At 61.5% G+C, this 16,787-nt stretch carries 14 protein-coding genes; 10 read left to right on the forward strand and 4 right to left on the reverse strand.

Annotation, left to right across the window (positions count from 1 at the left end; translation table 11 throughout):
* Window positions 1–45: 45 nt before the first annotated feature.
* From KJQ96_RS23780 to KJQ96_RS23790, 3 genes are all read right to left on the reverse strand, one after another.
* Window positions 46–834 (reverse strand): FkbM family methyltransferase, encoded by a 789-nt coding sequence (locus KJQ96_RS23780; protein ID WP_213288938.1) that lies wholly within the window; start codon window positions 832–834, stop codon window positions 46–48.
* Window positions 835–919: 85 nt separating this feature from the next.
* The gene (locus KJQ96_RS23785) at window positions 920–2,353 is read right to left on the reverse strand and encodes a mannose-1-phosphate guanylyltransferase/mannose-6-phosphate isomerase (RefSeq protein WP_213289004.1); all 1,434 of its coding nucleotides are present in this window, start codon (window positions 2,351–2,353) and stop codon (window positions 920–922) included.
* Window positions 2,354–2,392: 39 nt separating this feature from the next.
* Entirely contained in the window at window positions 2,393–2,974 is a 582-nt protein-coding gene (locus tag KJQ96_RS23790) for a sugar transferase (RefSeq protein ID WP_235782730.1), read from the reverse strand.
* Between the two features lie 728 nt (window positions 2,975–3,702).
* Between KJQ96_RS23790 and KJQ96_RS23795 the strand changes: the two genes are divergently transcribed.
* The 10 genes from KJQ96_RS23795 (at window position 3,703) to KJQ96_RS23840 (ending at window position 15,478) form a co-directional block, all read left to right on the forward strand.
* Window positions 3,703–3,846, forward strand: a complete 144-nt coding sequence (locus tag KJQ96_RS23795; protein ID WP_213288940.1) for a hypothetical protein — start codon at window positions 3,703–3,705, stop codon at window positions 3,844–3,846.
* Between the two features lie 79 nt (window positions 3,847–3,925).
* Entirely contained in the window at window positions 3,926–4,660 is a 735-nt protein-coding gene (locus KJQ96_RS23800; protein ID WP_213288941.1) for a metallophosphoesterase family protein, read from the forward strand.
* Between the two features lie 127 nt (window positions 4,661–4,787).
* Entirely contained in the window at window positions 4,788–5,375 is a 588-nt protein-coding gene (locus KJQ96_RS23805) for a polysaccharide biosynthesis/export family protein (protein WP_213288942.1), read from the forward strand.
* 322 nt (window positions 5,376–5,697) lie between these two features.
* Window positions 5,698–7,092 carry an outer membrane beta-barrel protein gene (locus KJQ96_RS23810; RefSeq protein WP_213288943.1) on the forward strand — a complete coding sequence of 465 codons (1,395 nt, stop codon included), beginning with the start codon at window positions 5,698–5,700 and terminating at the stop codon, window positions 7,090–7,092.
* Window positions 7,073–9,394 (forward strand): AAA family ATPase, encoded by a 2,322-nt coding sequence (locus KJQ96_RS23815; protein WP_213288944.1) that lies wholly within the window; start codon window positions 7,073–7,075, stop codon window positions 9,392–9,394. The genes KJQ96_RS23810 and KJQ96_RS23815 overlap by 20 nt, the downstream gene beginning before the upstream one ends.
* An 89-nt stretch (window positions 9,395–9,483) precedes the next feature.
* Window positions 9,484–10,791, forward strand: coding sequence for a VpsF family polysaccharide biosynthesis protein (locus tag KJQ96_RS23820; protein WP_213288945.1), 1,308 nt, complete (start codon window positions 9,484–9,486; stop codon window positions 10,789–10,791).
* 19 nt (window positions 10,792–10,810) lie between these two features.
* Window positions 10,811–11,884, forward strand: a complete 1,074-nt coding sequence (locus KJQ96_RS23825) for a glycosyltransferase (protein WP_213288946.1) — start codon at window positions 10,811–10,813, stop codon at window positions 11,882–11,884.
* On the forward strand, window positions 11,877–12,983 hold the full coding sequence (locus tag KJQ96_RS23830; protein WP_213288947.1) for an acyltransferase: 1,107 nt from the start codon (window positions 11,877–11,879) through the stop codon (window positions 12,981–12,983). Before KJQ96_RS23825 ends, KJQ96_RS23830 begins: the two co-directional genes overlap by 8 nt.
* The gene (locus KJQ96_RS23835; RefSeq protein ID WP_249734435.1) at window positions 12,980–14,035 is read left to right on the forward strand and encodes an acyltransferase; all 1,056 of its coding nucleotides are present in this window, start codon (window positions 12,980–12,982) and stop codon (window positions 14,033–14,035) included. Before KJQ96_RS23830 ends, KJQ96_RS23835 begins: the two co-directional genes overlap by 4 nt.
* 3 nt (window positions 14,036–14,038) lie before the next feature.
* Entirely contained in the window at window positions 14,039–15,478 is a 1,440-nt protein-coding gene (locus KJQ96_RS23840) for a lipopolysaccharide biosynthesis protein (protein WP_213288948.1), read from the forward strand.
* A 22-nt stretch (window positions 15,479–15,500) separates the two neighbouring features.
* On the opposite strand, the gene KJQ96_RS23845 is transcribed toward KJQ96_RS23840, so the two are convergent.
* Complete coding sequence (locus KJQ96_RS23845; protein WP_213288949.1) at window positions 15,501–16,601, reverse strand: endo-1,4-beta-xylanase; 1,101 nt, start codon at window positions 16,599–16,601, stop codon at window positions 15,501–15,503.
* Window positions 16,602–16,787: the final 186 nt, after the last annotated feature.

Raw genomic sequence — 16,787 nt, forward strand, 5'->3', positions numbered from 1 at the left:
GCGCGGCCCAAGGCCGCGCCGGCGGGAAGGCGGTGAAACGACGAGCTAGCTGCTCAATATCGATTCGCCGTCGAGATGACGGGGAAAGAAAAAGAAGTTGTTGACGTAGAACTGCCCGTTCTTGCGGCCGCCGTCCGGCCGCAGCGCATCGGCGTCCTGAAGCTTTCGGGAATCGAACTGTTCCACTCCAATCACGTCGTTGTCCTTCAGGAAGAAACCCCGATAGGATTTGTTCCGAAAGAATTCGAACACCAGGCGTGTCGCCTCGGCGCGGTGGCGGTCCTCGGCCTCGACCAGGAATACCGGCTGGCAGCGCTCCAGAAGCTCGACGGCGCCGTTCAGCACATTCAACTCGTGGCCTTCGACGTCGATCTTTACGAACGCCACGTCCTGGTCGATGACAGCGTCGAGCCGCGCGATCGGCACATGAGCGGAAACGAGCTTCGCCGAAGAACCGGCTCGCGCCTCCAGCGAGGCAAGGCCGTACACCAAGCCATCTTCGCCTTGCGGGATGAACAGCTCGGCATCGCCGTCATGATCCGACAGCGCGATCTCGTGAACGCTCACATTGCGCGCCGAGGTTCGGCGCAACAACCTCGCCATCTGCTGCGAAGGCTCGAAGGCGTGGACCTGCCGGGAAAGCCGCGCCAGCCGCCGCGTGTAGAGGCCGCAGTTTGCGCCGACGTCGACCGTCACCGCGTCGCCGGGAATGACCTTGTCGAGATAGGACAGTTCCCGCTCCGCCGATTTGGGGCGTTTCATGAAGTGCCATTGCAACCATATCGAGGGAAACGCATCCTTCACCAGCTCCTTGACGTGTTGTTTTGTGTTCATTGCTGCCTCCCTTGACGTAGCGCGCACGCCTCGTTGCGGCGTGCCTCGCCCTCGATGCGGATGCTGCCTCCCACCCCACCACACCTCAAACGCGGTCATAGATATCCTGCACGCGGACGATGTCGTCCTCCCCGAGATAGGCGCCCGACTGGACCTCGATCAGGTTGAGGGGAACCTTTCCAGGGTTCTCCAGACGATGCATGCATCCCAAGGGTACGAAGATCGACTCGTTCTCGCGCAGCAGGATTTCCTCGTCGTCGCGCGTAACGATCGCGGTGCCGTTCACCACGACCCAATGTTCGGCGCGATGATAATGTTTCTGCAGCGACAGCTTGGCGCCGGGATTGACGGTGATGCGCTTGACCTGAAACCGCTCTCCGGCATGGATCGATTGATAGTATCCCCAGGGGCGATGGACGCTGTGGGTCTGGGTTGCCGAGCGATGGCCGTTTGCCTTCAGCCGCTCGACCAATTTTCCGACGTCCTGGTCGCGTTTCCGGCTGGTCACCAGCACCACGTCCGGCGACGTGGCGATGACGAGATCCTCGACGCCGAGCGCCGCGACCAGTTGCCCGTCGCCCCGCACGTAGCAACCCGAAGCATCTTCCACTACCGCATCGCCAATCACGACATTGCCAGACGTATCCTTCTCCGCCATCGACCACAGGGCCGACCAGCTTCCGACATCGCTCCAGTCGAACGTGGCGGGAACCACCACTGCATTGTCGGTCTTCTCCATGATCGCGTAGTCCATCGAGATGCTCGGACAGGCCTCGAAAGCGCGCTCATCAAGCCGGAGAAAATCAAGGTCGCGGGTTGCGCCGGTCAGCGCCTTGCGACAGGCGGCCAGGACCTCGGGTGCCCGGTGCGCCAATTCGTCGATGAACTGACGCGCCGGCAGCAGAAATATCCCGCTATTCCAGACATGCTCGTCGCAGGCCAGCAGACGCTCGACAGTCACCAGATCCGGCTTCTCGACGAAGCTGGCGACGTTACGAATCGGAGAAGCGGCGTCCAGCTCATCGCCCATTCGGATATAGCCGAATCCGGTCGCTGCCGACGAAGGCCGCACGCCGAACAGGACGAATCGGCCGTAGCGCGCGGCCGTGATGCCGGTCGATATGGCGGCGCGAAACGCGGCGTGATCCCGCACCCAGTGGTCGACCGGCATCGCCAGTATCACCGCGTCGGGATCGGCTTCGCCGGCGAGCAGGGCTGCAACCGCCACCGCTGGAGCGGTGTTTCTTCCGAACGGCTCGAGCACGATGGTCGGACGATCGACGCCGACCGCGCGCAACTGCTCGCCGATCGCAAAACGGTGCTCGGCGTTTGCGATCACCATCGGGTCGGTAAACAGCGAGCGATCGTCGACCCGTAGCGCCGTTTGCTGCAGCAGTGTGTTCTCGCCGAGCAGCGAGAGCAGTTGCTTGGGATAAGTTTCGCGCGAAAGCGGCCACAGCCGCGAGCCGGCGCCACCGGACAGGAGAACGGGTACGATACGGCCGCGCGGCTCGATCATCGACATTGCATGGTCCTTCGATATTGCGACGGTGGTCGGTCAGAATCCGCTTCCGGACAGGAATTCTTTGCGGATCGTGCGGATGATAATCATGATGTCCATGCGCAGCGACCACCTCTCGATATAAACGAGATCGTAATCGATCCGCGAAACCGCAGGACCGAACTCGGCCGTGCTTCCCCTGCAGCCGCTGACTTGTGCGAGCCCGGTAATGCCCGGCCGCGCCGTATGCCGCTGAAAATAATAAGGCACGAGGTGTTCATAGGGCAGATCCGCCGCCAGCATTCCCGGCACATGCGGCCGCGGCCCAACCAGTGACATATCGCCTTTGATCACATTGATCAGTTGCGGAATTTCGTCGAGGCTGGTCTTGCGCAGAATTCGCCCCACCGGCGTCACGCGCGCGTCGCCCTGAACGGTCTGCTTTACACCGCGCACATCGCCCGCATCCGCGCGCATGGTACGGAACTTGTAGATCTTGAAGCGGCGGTTGCGATAGCCGTATCGATACTGGAAGAACAGCACCGGGCCCGGCGACGTCAGCTTTATCGCAACTGCGATGACGATCAGGAGTGGCGCGAAGAACAGCAATGCGCCGCTTGCCGCAGCAATATCGAACACGCGCTTTGCAATCGACGAGGATGGCTCGTTTCGCGCCCTTCGGCGCGAGCGCCGGCGGGCTCGATACGCGCTATGCGCACCGCCGCCGGCAAATTCGACAGGACGGACTGATATCTCGGTTCGCTCTCTTCGAATCGGCGCAACGTTGCTCCTCGGCGCAACGTCGCTCCGATCGAAGTTGGCTGTCACGATGGAGGCCATGATTCTCCTCTCTCTGCGGGAACCGGACTGTGAATCAAGCGCGTGGAGTTACTCGACAGCGAGCGCGACGATTTCGCAGCAGCGAACGTCCGCACTTCGCGGTCGCTAAGACTTTCCAGAATCTTGAGCGAAGTTTGGCGCAAATGCGAAAGCGGTGCCGCATCACCGCGGAACTGACTCGTTAACGAGATTTGTGCGACGCGATATTCCGATTTGTTCGGAGATGCTTAGTCTCGATTTGCCTGGTTAATGAGCTGCGCGTGACTCGAGGCTGCCATGCATAATCGAAAAGCGCGGAACAAAATCCATTGTTCGTTTCTCGATCAATGTGGCGTCGCTGCACGGGCAACAAATGCCTGTCTCGTCGTTGGTTTGTTAGTCGAAAGCCAAGCGATCCTCTGCAACCTGATGACTGGTAGTGATTAAGGCGCACGGCTGGTGCGGTGGTCGCAACGTTTGGAAAGAAAACAGAGACGGCAGCCATTCGCGAGCCGTCCACCTTGCGGAACGCTTCCAGGGAGGCGCCCATGATGGCCGAACGTCTGCACAGCCGTGCACTGGTGCCGCACGGCACATTGTCGCCCGATCGCAGGCTGAGGAACCGCATCATCATCGCGAACGCGGTTGCGTGGATTGCGATCGTGATCCTGATCTGCCTGCTCGTTTTCTAATCTATTACTTGTGGCTGCGTCTCGGCGTATGGTGTCATGGATTGACCGCCGCGCGGTTCCATGATCGACATCGCACACCATGCACCGAACGTCTGCGGGACCTTCACGCTGCGTTAACGCTTCAACGCCTGCCGATACACGCATCTATGCCGTCGGCGATATCCACGGCTGCGCCGATCTGCTGAGTGAGATTATTGCGCGCATAGACGAGGACATAAGGCGGAGACCGATCGCGCGCGTAATCGAAATCTATCTCGGCGATTACGTTGATCGCGGGCCACACTCCAAGACGGTGATCGACCTGCTCGCGGTCAGACTCGTTAACAACCACGCGGTATGTCTGCGCGGCAACCACGAAGCGGTGATGGAAGGGTTTCTTCAGGATCCGGCCATCCTGCAGTATTGGCTGCAACTAGGCGGCATGCAGACGCTTGCATCGTATGGCGTTGAACTGCATGACGAAACTGCGACGGCGAACGAAGTGCATCGCCGCTTTCTCGACACGTTTCCGCGTACGCACCAACTATTCATGCAGTGCTTGCGCAATCAGTTCAGGTGCGGCGATTTCCTGTTCGTGCACGCCGGCATTCGTCCGGATGTCCCGATCGAGCATCAGGATCCCAACGATCTGATTTGGATTCGCGATGCGTTCCTCGACTCCACGCGAGATCACGAACAATTCATCGTGCACGGCCATACGCCTGTGCCGCATCCGGATATCAGACATAACCGAATCAACATCGATACCGCCGCGTGGCGGACGGGAACGTTGACCTGCATTGCGCTTGAAGGATCAGCGATCCTCTTCCTGTGACTCGCATGCAACGTTTCGTTAACGCGTGCGCGCATATTGGGCACATGGAACTCCGTCATCACATTCTTTCGCCGTTTTTGCTTCCCTATCATCCGCGGCTGTTACGTGCATTCATGGAGATGCAGCTATGCAGCAACGGTCGTCCAGCGCCGGCCCAACCCTTCCCTCTCTTCTCTTCGTCCTTGTAATTGCCGGCATCAGTGCCGGATTTTCAATTCGTGCTTCAGCACAGACGCCACCTTCCGCATCGTCCGCGGACCGTTACGTTCTCGGTCCGAACGATCGAATCAGGCTGAAGGTCTACGGCGAACCTGACATCACCGGCGAGTATGAGATCGACAACGGCGGTCAAGTTTCGATTCCGCTCGCCGGTCACATCAAGGCTGCAGGCGCCACGACGCGGCAGCTCGAGAAAGCGATAGCATCCGCGCTTGCAAAGGGAATCGTGCGCGATCCGCGCGTCAACGTCGAGATCGCGCAGTATCGCCCGTACTACATCCTCGGCGAGGTGAAGAAGAGCGGCGAATATCCATACCGCAATGGGTTGACGGTCATGGACGCGATCGCAAGCGCCGGCGGATTCACGTACCGCGCCAACGAAAGCAAGGTCTATCTCCGCCGTGCAGGTGCCGGTGCGGAAGAGACCCACCCTCTCGACGCTCCCGTTCCGGTCTATCCCGGCGACAACATCAGGGTTCCGGAGCGCTACTTCTAGCGTTTCGGAACTGCAGATGAGGTGATGCCGCTCATGAGCGGATGATGGCGCGTGTTGCGCCGTTGTCACAGTTCGCATTTTGCAGATGCGAAATATTTTGCGACGCGAGGAAAACTTTTTCCGGCAAGGCGCGTTGCAAGCGAGCGCATCACTTCAATCTCACAACTCAAAACCTTGCGCCCGCGCACCGAGTATGAGGCCTGCCGTTCTTATGCGCAGTCGACGATCATTATTTGAGCGATGGGCCTCGCCCGATAAGTGTTCGCCGTCTTCGCGTTCCCGCAAGGGATGGGTGATGGGATTCGAGTCTGCATCGCAGAATATGTCTGAGCGACGCGGAGAGCGATCGCATTCCATAGGCGTGCCCGGCCGCTTCAGCTTCAACCTGTTGCCCGCTCCGGCGGCAGCCATCCTGCTCGGTCTCGGATCGGCCGCGAATGCACAGGCCATTCCGTGGACCAGCGGAGAGTTCGCTTCACCTTGGAACGCGCAGAAAATTTTTGAACCGTCATCGCTGCCCGACAGGACCGATCCGGACAATCGCGAAGAGATACCGCCCGAGGACATGCCGGTGAAGAAGCGACAACAGCCAGGCTATGAGCCCGTCGGTATTCGCTCCGGCTCCTGGATGTTCAACCCGTCGCTGACCGCCGGTACTTTTTACGACAGCAACGTCTTTGCGTCGAACACCGCGCCGCGTTCCGATATCGCGGCAGTGATCGAGCCGACGCTGCGCGCGCATTCGCTATGGGGGCGGCATGGCGTCGACCTGAAGCTAAATGCACAGTCGACGGCCTATAGCCAGTATTCGAGCCTGAACCAGACCAATGCCAGCCTGAAGGGCAATGGCTGGCTGGACATTACGAAGGACACGATGCTGCTGGGCAGCTTTCAGATCGCACATCTGAACGAAGGCGTCGGTACGCTCACTTCCCCCGCTAACGCCATATCGCCGACGCCATACGATCTGATGTCCGGCGACGTCACGCTACGCAAGGAATTCAACCGGCTCACGACCTCGGTCGGCTTCCGTACCGATTCCTACGACTACGGATCGACGCGCGCGCAGGACGGCACCGTCATCAACCAGGACGCCCGCGACGGACAAATCTACGCGCTGCACAGCCGGATCGACTATGCGATTTCTTCCACGCTCGGCTGGTTCGGCGGCGTGGAAGGCAATCATCGCGACATCAGGGGGACGCCAGGCCACACGCTGGACTCGCAAGGCTATCGCGCGCTGACCGGCGTCACGGTCGGCTTGAGCAATCTGGTGACCGGCGAGTTCGGCGCCGGCTATGTCCAGCAGCGCTTCGACGATCCGTCGATCGGCAACATCGAGGGTCCTTCCTACCGCGCGCGGCTGACGTGGCGGCCCACCCGTCTGCTCGACGTGCATTTCAATGCCGAGCAGCTCGTGACGCAGACCACCGACACCAGCGCCACCGGCGTGCTGGCGAATGCGGTTCAACTCGGCGTCGACTATGAACTGCGGCGCAACGTGATCGTATCGCTCGCGGGCGGTTACGAGAACGACCGGTTCTTCGGCCAGGTCCGCAAGGACAACGTGCTGACATCAGACACGCGGGTCAAATATCTCGTCAACCGCTTCGGCGCCGTTTCCGCCTACTACCGCTACACCAAGCGCGACAGCGACATTCCCGTCTTCAGCTTCGACAAACACCTGGTAGGAATGAATGTTACAGCGCAATTCTGACCTGCCCTATGTCGTCCCCGACGAACCTCCGGTTCGCCCTGCGGAAAGCTGGCAGTATCCGACCGTCGATCTGCGCGAGATGGGCCGCATCTTGCGCCGTCGCTACAGGCTGGTTGTATTACCGGTCGCCGTCCTGCTCGGGTTGGCGCTGACCTATCTGATGCTCGCGACTACTTTATATACGGCGACGTCGACCGTGCTGGTCGATCCGCGCCGCGCCAATGTCGTCGAGACCAACCAGTCCGTGCTGTCGAATTTCGGCACCGACGATGCAACGATCGAAAGCCAGACGCTGCTGATTCAGTCGGTTGCGATCCTGGTACGCGTCGTCGGCAAGCTGAAGCTGACGGAGGATGCGGAATTCAAGCCCAAACCCGGCCTCCTCGATCCGATCAAGCGGCTGTTCAGCATGTTCAGCAGCAGCGGGCCGAGCGACGGTGCAAGCGCCGAAGATGCCGCCAGGGCGCGATCGGTCGAGATCCTTCAGAGACGGATGAAGGTAACAAGGCAGGGCACCACCTTCCTCGTCGACATCGCCGTCAGTTCGGAATCGCCGCAGAAGGCCGCAACCATCGCAAATGCGGTTGCGGACGCCTATTTCGACGAGCAGGTCCGCGCCAAACACGACGCCACGCGTATTGCCGCGAATTGGCTCAACGGCCAGATCGACGAGTTGAAGTCGCGAGTCGTTGCGTCCGAGAAAGCGGTCGAGGATTATCGCTCGGCCAATAACCTGATGGTCTCGCAGGGCGTAACCCTCAACGACCAGCAACTCACCGACCTCAACAACAAGCTGATCGCGGCGCGCGTGCAAACGGCGGAGGCGCGGGCAAAGTACGAGCAGGTCCAGGACATCGCGAAATCAGGCGGCGATCCCGGCGGCATCAACGCAGCGATTTCCTCGGAGATGATCACCAAGCTGCGCACGCAGTATGCCGACATTGCCAAGAACGAGGCGGATCTGTCGAGCAAATACGGAGCGCGTCATCCCCTCGTCGCCAATGTGCGGGCGCAGCGGCGTGACACCCAAAAACTGATCAACGACGAAATCCGGCGAATACTGGACAGCACGAAGCACGACTATGACGTCGCACGTTCTCGCGAAACGTCCCTGCAGCAGAACCTGGACCAGCTCCAGGGCGTGTCCACTTCCTCCGGCCAGGCGCAGGTACGCTTACGCGAACTGCAGCGCGAGGCCGAAGCCAGCCGCACGCTCTACGAATCCTATCTGGCGCGCTCCAAGGAAACCACCGCGCAAGAGAGCCTGGAGATGCCGGATTCCCGGATCGTGACCAAGGCCAGCATCCCGATCAGGCCGTCGTCTCCCAAGACGATGCTGATCCTGGGGCTTGCCCTGATGCTCGGGCTCGGGGCGGGCACCGTGCTGGCCTTCCTCACCGACTATCTTGACGGCCGCGTCAAGACACTCGAACAGGCCGAATCCATTGCGGGTGTCCCGGCCCTTGCCGCGGTTCCATTGATCGGCACGCGAGAGCTGGCCCGTCTTGCGCGGCGCGGACGCAGCGAACTGGACAGCTACGATCCAAAGACCACGCAACTGCTGCCGCCGGCGTTGCAGCCGCCTTTGACGCGTTACGCGATCGACGAACCTGGCACGTTCTTCGCGGAGGCGATCCGCGCGGTCCGCCTGTCGCTGCAACGGACGATGCGGTCGCAGCCGGTGAAAGTCGTGCAGGTCACCTCGGCACTCGACAGCGAGGGCAAAACCACGCTTGCCATCAACCTGGCGCAGTCGCTGGCAACCCTTGGCATCCGAACGCTGCTTATCGATGGGGACCTCCGCAATCCACAAGTGACCCGTTCCCTGTGTCCGCGCGCCGAGGCCGGACTGCTGGAAGTCGCGATCGGACACGTCGCCCCGGAACACGCCGTCCTCGTGGATCAAAGCACCGGGCTCTCTGTGTTGCCATCGACCAGGATCAAGCAGGTCGAGTTCATCACCGAACTGATGTTCTCCGACCGGATCGTCGACGTGCTCGATTATTTCCGCCACCGCTACGAATTGATCGTGATCGACTCGCCGCCGCTGGTGCCCCTGGTCGATGGCCGCGCGCTCGCCGAACTGTCCGATCGCATCATCCTGGCGCTGGCGTGGGACCAGACCCCTCGCGAAGTGCTGTCCCATGCCATGGACCTGCTGTCCCCAGTCAGTGACCGGATCATGGGAACGGTGCTGACCCGCGTCGATCTCAGCCGCCTGCAATTCTATGACTATTACCGCAGCTCGGCATACCTGAAGCCGTACGGCACCGCAGGCCTGCATGCCGGAGCAGCGCGGTGAGAGCGCGCGGACCGCTAAATGGATCGGCCGGAGTCGCGCGGGTGCATCCTCGCCACCCTGCATCACCTGCGGTGCGGGCAGCTTACCCTATGGGTGGGCGCGCCGCGAATGCCGACGCATTCATCGAACGGATCGCGACCAGCTTGATGCTGCTGGCCGTCATGGCGACCTTCACGCTCTCGTCCTCCGTGCTGACCAACTGGAAGATCCACTATTTGACGGCGGGCGGAAATTTTTACGAAAAGCTGCACCCGGCGACTTATTTCACGTTGCTGGCATTCTCCATGCTGCTGATGCGCAGCCGCGGACCGGTCGGCGAGATCAACCGGATGTTTTCCGAGTCGAAGCTGCTGCTGGCCTATCTGCTCTGTTGGCTGTTTCTGCTGGTCCAGGTCATCGTGCTCGAACGCCCGTTCACCGTCATCATCGACACGTTTCTGTTGCCGATCCTGATCGCGATGGTGATGTGGCAGTTGTCGCCCGCGCAAAGGCGCCCGCTGGCCTGGGCCATTCACCTGACGATCCTGCTGAACGTCGTGCTCGGATACTATGAATATTTCTCCGGCCACCGGCTGATCCCGCTGACGCTCGGCGACGTCGTGGTGATGGGCGAATGGCGCTCTGCGGCGCTGCTGGGTCACCCGCTCACGGCATCCGGTATCGTCGGCGGCTACGTGCTGGCGCTGGCGCTTCGCCCGGCGATTTGTCCGCCGATCCTGCTGCGGCTGCCCTTGATCGCGTTCTGCCTGGGATCGCTGATGGCGTTCGGCGGCCGAACGGCGCTGGTCACGGTACTGGGAGTCCTCGGGCTGATCGGAGCCTTCGAGATGGTGCGCCTGATACAGGGAAAGCGAACGCAGCTTCCCGCGGCCATTCTCGCCATCTGCGTGCTGTTTGCGGCCGGCGCCATCGTCTTTGCCGCGCTCGACCTCGGCATTTTCGACAAGATGCTGCTGCGCTTCTCTTCTGATAAGGGCAGCGCGCTGGCGCGCTTCGCCACCTTCAACCTGCTCTCGCATTTCGATTGGAACGAACTGATCCTCGGTCCCAACCCGGTCCGGGTGAATGCGTTGCAGTCGCAGCTCGGTCTCAACTACGGCATCGAGAACTTCTGGATTTCCGCGATCGTCCAGTTCGGCCTCATCCATACCGTCGTTCTGACGATCGGACTGATCTGCTTCTTCGTCGAATTGCTGCGCCGTTCGAGCGCCGCGGTATGGGCGATCGTGCTGCTGATCATCGTCATTGCCGCGAGTTCAGTAAGCTTCTCGTCGAAGAACATTCAGCTCGCGCAGTTCGTTATCCTCATTTCGGTCCTGCTGCCGCGCGAGCAGCGGCGCATCGCCGCGTCCCCACAAGTCCGCGCGCCCGTCACCTACCGGTCCGCTCCGGCATAACTTTAGGATTCCCTTTCGTATGGCCATCTACGTCGACAACACCCACCTCGGACGTCACGTCACCGGTCTCGAACGCATTACGCTGGAGCTGTTCTCCGCCGCAGCGCTCGCACCGCTCGACGTCGTGCCGGTGACGGCGAAGGGTCTTCGGCAGATGTTGACGACGCAGACCCTGGGCCTGCCGATGCGGCTCGCTGCTTCGTCCTCGATCCTGCTCTGTCCCGGCTTTCCGCCCAGCCCGCTGCTGCGGCCGTTCGCATCGCGGGTGCTACCCTATATCCACGATGATTTCCTGATCACGCGGCGCGCCGAGCTCAACATGCGGGCGCGTCTTTATATGGCCGGCCCCTTCAGGCTCGCGCTGCGCCACTATCCGCGCTTTCTGGCCAACTCCGGCGACACCAGGCGCAAACTTACCGCGCATTGCCGGTCCGATGCCGAAGTGACGCTCTATCGTCCCGCGGTGCGCAATGTGTTTGGCCTTGACCCCGGACAGCGCGGCGAACGGAGCGCGCGTCCCCAACCGCTGCGGCTGATCGCGCTGGGCACGGTAGAGCCGCGCAAGAATTTTGCAGCGGCGGCGAGAATCCTCGATGCATTGCGCATGCAGGGATTTCCCGACGCTACACTGGATATCGTCGGAAGGCCGGGATGGGGTAACGACTGGCAAGCCCTCGAGAAGCAGCCGGGCGTTACGCTGCACGGATATCAGTCCGCCGACCGCGTCAATCAATTGCTTGACGCCGCCGATCTGTTCATCTGCACCTCCCATGACGAAGGCCTGGGATTGCCGCTGCTGGAGGCGCAATACGCCGGCCTGCCGATCATCGCCCCCGATGCTTCCATCTTTCGCGAGGTGCTCGGCGAGTCCGGCATCTACATCGATACCGCAGATCCTGCTTCGGCGGCCGCGCGGATCGCGGCTGCGCTCTCGAACGAAGATTGGCGCGCTCGATACGTGGCGCAGGCACTACGAAATCTGGCACGCTGGAACGATTTGGCCCGCGGCGACCGCGAGAACGTCATCAGCCTGATCGCCCACCTTGCTCACCTTCAGGGAAGCGCCACTCCGGAGTACCGCCGCCTTGCATGACACCAGCGCCACAAGGCACCAGGATGGATTGCGGATCATCGCGGCCGGCGCCGTGGTGATCCTTCACTATTCCGATTACTTCAAGGACTTGCCCGTCGGCCGCTTCATGGTCGCGCACACCTGGCATTTCAATCTGTTCGTGGACCTGTTCTTTGTGGTCTCCGGCTTTGTCATCGCCCGTCAATACTTTGGCCGCGTCGATGATGCCGCATCGATCGGCCGCTTCCTGTGGCGTCGCCTCGCCCGCATCTATCCGCTGCATCTCGCCACGCTCGCCTTCTATGTGGCGCTTGCCGGCGCGCTCCATTTCGGCGCTGCCCGGACCGACAACCCGGCCCGCTATCCGCTTTCCGACCTGCCCGCGCAGTTCCTGCTGCTTCACGCGTTCATTGGCGAGCGCCTGACGTTCAACTTCCCGAGTTGGTCGCTCTCGGCGGAGATGTTTTGCTATCTGCTTTTTCCGCTGATCGCGCTGATTGCGCAACGCCGCAAGGAGGCGGTTGTTGCGCTCGTGGTCCTTGCCGCGCTCGCCAATTCCCTTTGGGCATCGGCTGCCGGAACGGTGCCGTGGGCCGACTGGATCAATCAGGGCGGCGCCTTCAGGGCGGTGCCTGCCTTCAACCTCGGTATGGCCTGCTATCTGTTTCGCGACCGGATCGCGCGTTGGCCCGCGATGCCCGGCGCGCTGGCAGCGTCGCTAGCGGCGTTCATCCTGTTCGGCTCCCTGCTGCCGACGATGACCGCGCTGTTTGCGATCTACGCGATCGCGATGCTTGCGATACAAGCGGACTGCGCCGGGCGTGAGACGCTGCTGTCGCGGCTCGGCTTCGATCGCTGGTCGCCGCTGACCTATTCCTGTTACATGCTGCACATCCCGGTTGCGACCATCGTCATCACCCTTGGATCGCGCCTGCTTTCTTTATCGGAGCATGAACGACTGATTCTGGCGCCGGTGGCGATCATCGTTCTTGCATTTGCGAGCGTCGTCTCGCTGCGCACGTTCGAAACGCCGCTGCGGCGATATCTGACCGAGGCTTACGACCGCCGCGCCCTCAAACATGAGCCGTCTCCAGCGATCACGCGGCAGGAGAGCACATGATGACGGTCGTCGAACGCGTATCCGCAAACCCGCCATCTCTGAGCGTCTCGCGCGCAACGGCCCAAAGCCGCGATAGCGTCGTCGATACCATGCGCGGCATCGCAATCTTGATGGTGATCGGAATCCATTCGCTGCCACAGCCGCTCGACGCGATCTGGGCAAAATCACTTGATGCAGCGCTACGGCCCTGCGTGCCGGTGTTCCTGTTCGCTTCCGGATATCTCACGGCGCTTTCCGGCCGCGTCCCGCTGGCAAAGCGGCTAAAGGCAGCCCTGGTCCCTTACGCGATCGCGTTCGCCGCCGCCTACATCTACATGGCCCTGCACAATCCGGCGATGGACCATCGCGTCGGCACGACGCTCGCCCGGTTCGGGCTGGGATATGTGTTCGTCTACTATTACGTCTTCGTTTATGTCTGCTGCACGCTCGGTCTGTGGCTCGTTTTTGCGGCCGGCGGGGACGGACAAACCGCTTCAAGGCAACGGATCACCACTTTGCTGCTGCTATCGATCGGCTGCGGCCTACTTGCCGGCAGTTATCTTGATCCCGCCATGTCGAGGCTCGGAGCGTCGGCGGCACTGCTCGACGAGATCCGCATGCGCGACATTCCGTTCTGGTTCTCGTTTGTCGCGCTCGGCGCGCTGATTGCGATGTTCAGGGACGTGCTCGAACAGGATATGCGCCGCGCGCTCCTTGGCGCCGTGCTGGCCGCCTATTTGTTCTATGCCGGCGTGCGCATTCTCAACGTCGGCGACGCCGCCACTTACGATTCGAGCGCCTTCTTCCTCTATGCGGCCCTGTTCTGCGTTTCGCTGTTCGCCATCCGGCCGAAATCCGCGCTACTGGGATGGATCGGCTCGGGCAGCTACTTCATCTATCTCTGGCACATCTTCATCGTAATGGCGCTGCGCGATCACGCCGGGCTGCGCCAACTCGGCGCCGTCACCAGCTTTGCCGTTTCCTGCGTCTTGACGGCCCTCGTCTCTACCGCGGCGCTGCTCGCCATACGGCAACTCGCCTCGCCCCGAATCTGCCGCTGGCTGGGGGCTTGAGCGATGCTTCTGAAGCACACTTTGCTCTATCTGCCCGCGCAATTCGTCGGACCACTATTCCAACTTCTGGCGATGATCGTATGGACGCATGTCGTCGACGAGCACACGCTCGGCGTCATCACGCTGATTACGGCCACGCACGAATTGCTGCAGATCGGCTTTCTCGCCTGGTGGTCGCAGTTTGCGTTGCGTTTCCTCGGACGGTACCAGGACGTCAACGACGCGCCGCGCTTCTATCGCACCGAAAACGCGGTCTTGCTGGCGTCCCTCGCGTTGCAAAGCGCGGCCATCGTCGGAATTCTGCATCTGGTCATCGCGCCCGGCGCCGGAACGGGCCTTCTGCTCGCCGCCATCGCCTATGTGATAACTCGGTCGCTCAACCTCTATATCGGTGAACGCGCCCGCGCGCGGCAGCAGATCCGCGTCTACACGATCCAGCAGGTGTTCGGGCCATCCGTCGGATTTGTCGTGGGTCTGGTGTTGATCAAACTGCTTGGCCAATCCCCGGATTGGCCACTTGTGGGTTACGCGGCCGCGCAACTGACGGCCGCACTCATCGTCCTGCCCTGGATCGGCTGGGGTCACCGCTTGTGGCCGATCGACCGGGAGATCGTGGTCCACGCCCTGCGCTACGGCATTCCGCTGATTGTCGGCGGCGCGCTCGGCTGGGTCGGCCTCAATGCATCGCGCTTCATCGTCAACGAAATGTCCGGAGTGGCCGCCGCCGGTCTGTTCGCCGTCGGATACGGCCTCGGCCAGCGGGCCGCGGCGGTCGCGGCCATGCTGGTGACGGCAGCAGCGTTCCCGCTGGCGGTAAAAAGCATGGAGCAACACGGTGACCAGGCCGGAATGCGCCAGCTCGCCAACAACAGCGCTCTCCTTGTCGCAATCCTGGCGCCAAGCCTCGCCGGCATCATCATACTGAGAGCGGAGATCGTGCATCTCCTGATCGCAGCGCCGTTCCAGGCGGTGACACTCGCCATCCTCCCGCTTTCCACGCTCGCCGGCGCAATCCGCAACCTGCGCGCCCATTTCGGCGACCAGGTATTTCTCCTGCAAAACCGCACGCGCTGGATGATGGCCATTGCCGCAATCGACGCGTCGATGACCGTGGTGTTGAGCGTCTTGTTCCTGCCGCGATGGGGACTGCCCGGCGTCGCCGGCGCCACGGTGCTGGCGGCACTGGCCGCCGCCATCGTGAGTTTTTCAATCGGGTTTACACGATTTGGCTTGCGCCTTCCGATCGGCCATCTCGTGCGCATCGCATTGGCCACCATCGCCATGGCGGCCGTGCTGCGGATATTTCCGGAGGCCCGAACGACCCCGATTCTGGCGGCCCACATTGCGGCAGGCGCTGCCGCCTATTTCGCAGCGCTTGCCCTGTTCTATGCACCGTCGCTGGTGCGGATGCTTCGGCCGCGCCCCCAGCATTCAGGGGCGTGAGCGCATTCGACACGATCGGCGCCTACGACTTCCTGGCATTCTCGAACGCGCGCGCCATCGCGAACCAAAGCGGCTTCTTCTGCATCGACGAGTCGAACGGAAGCGGCCGAGGCAGCCGTCGCGCGAGCGGATCCTTCTTCTTCGCCGCGTCGGTATAGAACGAGTAGTTATCGGCAAGTTCCCACGCGATCACCATTTTGACGGCCGGCACCCGAAGCGCGTTGGTCAGGAACTTCTCCGCCGTCTCGGCGATCATGGCATCGCGCGTTGCGATGTCGTCCGGAAACGTGTCGTCGCGCACGTCGAACTCGGTCAGATAGATATCGACGCCACGTCCGGCGAGCGCATGAAGGAATTCGGTAAACCGTCCGGGATCGTGCGGATAGCGAGGCTGCAGGTGACTTTGCAAACCGACGGCATGCAGCGGCACGCCGGCATGCTTCAATTCGTCGACCAGTTGCAGCAGGCCGCGGCGAACCGCGAGGCCGACGTCGTCGTCGCGTTCGCTATGAGCCTCGTTGAGAACCAGTTTTGTCTTTCGGTCGATCCTCGCCACGCGCTCGAAGGCGCGGCGCACATAGCCGGTACCGAATGTGTCGTACCACGGACCGAGCCGGTAGCCGCCGGGCGCCTTGTGCCCGGGCCAGAACGGCTCGTTGACGACATCCCATGAATGCAATTTGCCTAGATAGCGGGCAGCCACTTCGTCGATATAGGAATCAAAGAACCTCTCACGCTCGGCATTGCTCATGCTCTTGATCCATTGCGGAACCCATTCGTTCCAAATCAGGCAATGACCGCGCATCGGAATATTGTGACTCGCACAAAATTGCAGCAGACGATCTGCACTCTCGAATCGCTTCGGCCCCGGTTGCGGCGCGATGGTTCCCATTTTCATTGCGACGTCTGTCGTGACGATGCGCACCTGCGTTTGATACAGCTCGCGGTACGCAAGATCCTTGTCGATCACCGGACCAGCAGCCGCGCCGAACACGATTCCGTTACGAGCTGCGATGACGCCGAGACTCTGTGCAGGCTGTGCAGCGAATGCTTCCTTGCCGCACGAAGCAATGCTTGCTCCTGCGATGAGAGCAAGCGCATCTCGCCTCGACCACTCGTGCATAGCTGATCTCCATCATGTGAATGATTCGTCGCGACGTCTCGTCCATCGCAACGCGGCATCGCCATCGTTGCGTCGCATTAGTTCGATTTCGTGACGAATGTCCGTCGAGAAAATTTTCGGCACGCAGTTCCCGTCGCGAAGCACGCGTCTGTCGATCGTCCCCCACGAGTGCGTCCCTCGATTACA

Source organism: Bradyrhizobium sp. sGM-13 (assembly GCF_018398875.1).
GTDB lineage: Bacteria > Pseudomonadota > Alphaproteobacteria > Rhizobiales > Xanthobacteraceae > Bradyrhizobium.

Coding starts and splice junctions, on each gene's coding strand:
- KJQ96_RS23805 (WP_213288942.1), top strand. CDS start 4,788: ATGCAGCAACGGTCGTCCAGCGCCGGCCCAACCCTTCCCTCTCTTCTC.
- KJQ96_RS23840 (WP_213288948.1), top strand. CDS start 14,039: ATGCTTCTGAAGCACACTTTGCTCTATCTGCCCGCGCAATTCGTCGGA.
- KJQ96_RS23785 (WP_213289004.1), bottom strand. CDS start 2,353: ATGATCGAGCCGCGCGGCCGTATCGTACCCGTTCTCCTGTCCGGTGGC.
- KJQ96_RS23835 (WP_249734435.1), top strand. CDS start 12,980: ATGATGACGGTCGTCGAACGCGTATCCGCAAACCCGCCATCTCTGAGC.
- KJQ96_RS23795 (WP_213288940.1), top strand. CDS start 3,703: ATGATGGCCGAACGTCTGCACAGCCGTGCACTGGTGCCGCACGGCACA.
- KJQ96_RS23820 (WP_213288945.1), top strand. CDS start 9,484: ATGGGTGGGCGCGCCGCGAATGCCGACGCATTCATCGAACGGATCGCG.
- KJQ96_RS23845 (WP_213288949.1), bottom strand. CDS start 16,601: ATGCACGAGTGGTCGAGGCGAGATGCGCTTGCTCTCATCGCAGGAGCA.
- KJQ96_RS23800 (WP_213288941.1), top strand. CDS start 3,926: ATGCACCGAACGTCTGCGGGACCTTCACGCTGCGTTAACGCTTCAACG.
- KJQ96_RS23780 (WP_213288938.1), bottom strand. CDS start 834: ATGAACACAAAACAACACGTCAAGGAGCTGGTGAAGGATGCGTTTCCC.
- KJQ96_RS23810 (WP_213288943.1), top strand. CDS start 5,698: ATGTCTGAGCGACGCGGAGAGCGATCGCATTCCATAGGCGTGCCCGGC.
- KJQ96_RS23815 (WP_213288944.1), top strand. CDS start 7,073: ATGTTACAGCGCAATTCTGACCTGCCCTATGTCGTCCCCGACGAACCT.
- KJQ96_RS23825 (WP_213288946.1), top strand. CDS start 10,811: ATGGCCATCTACGTCGACAACACCCACCTCGGACGTCACGTCACCGGT.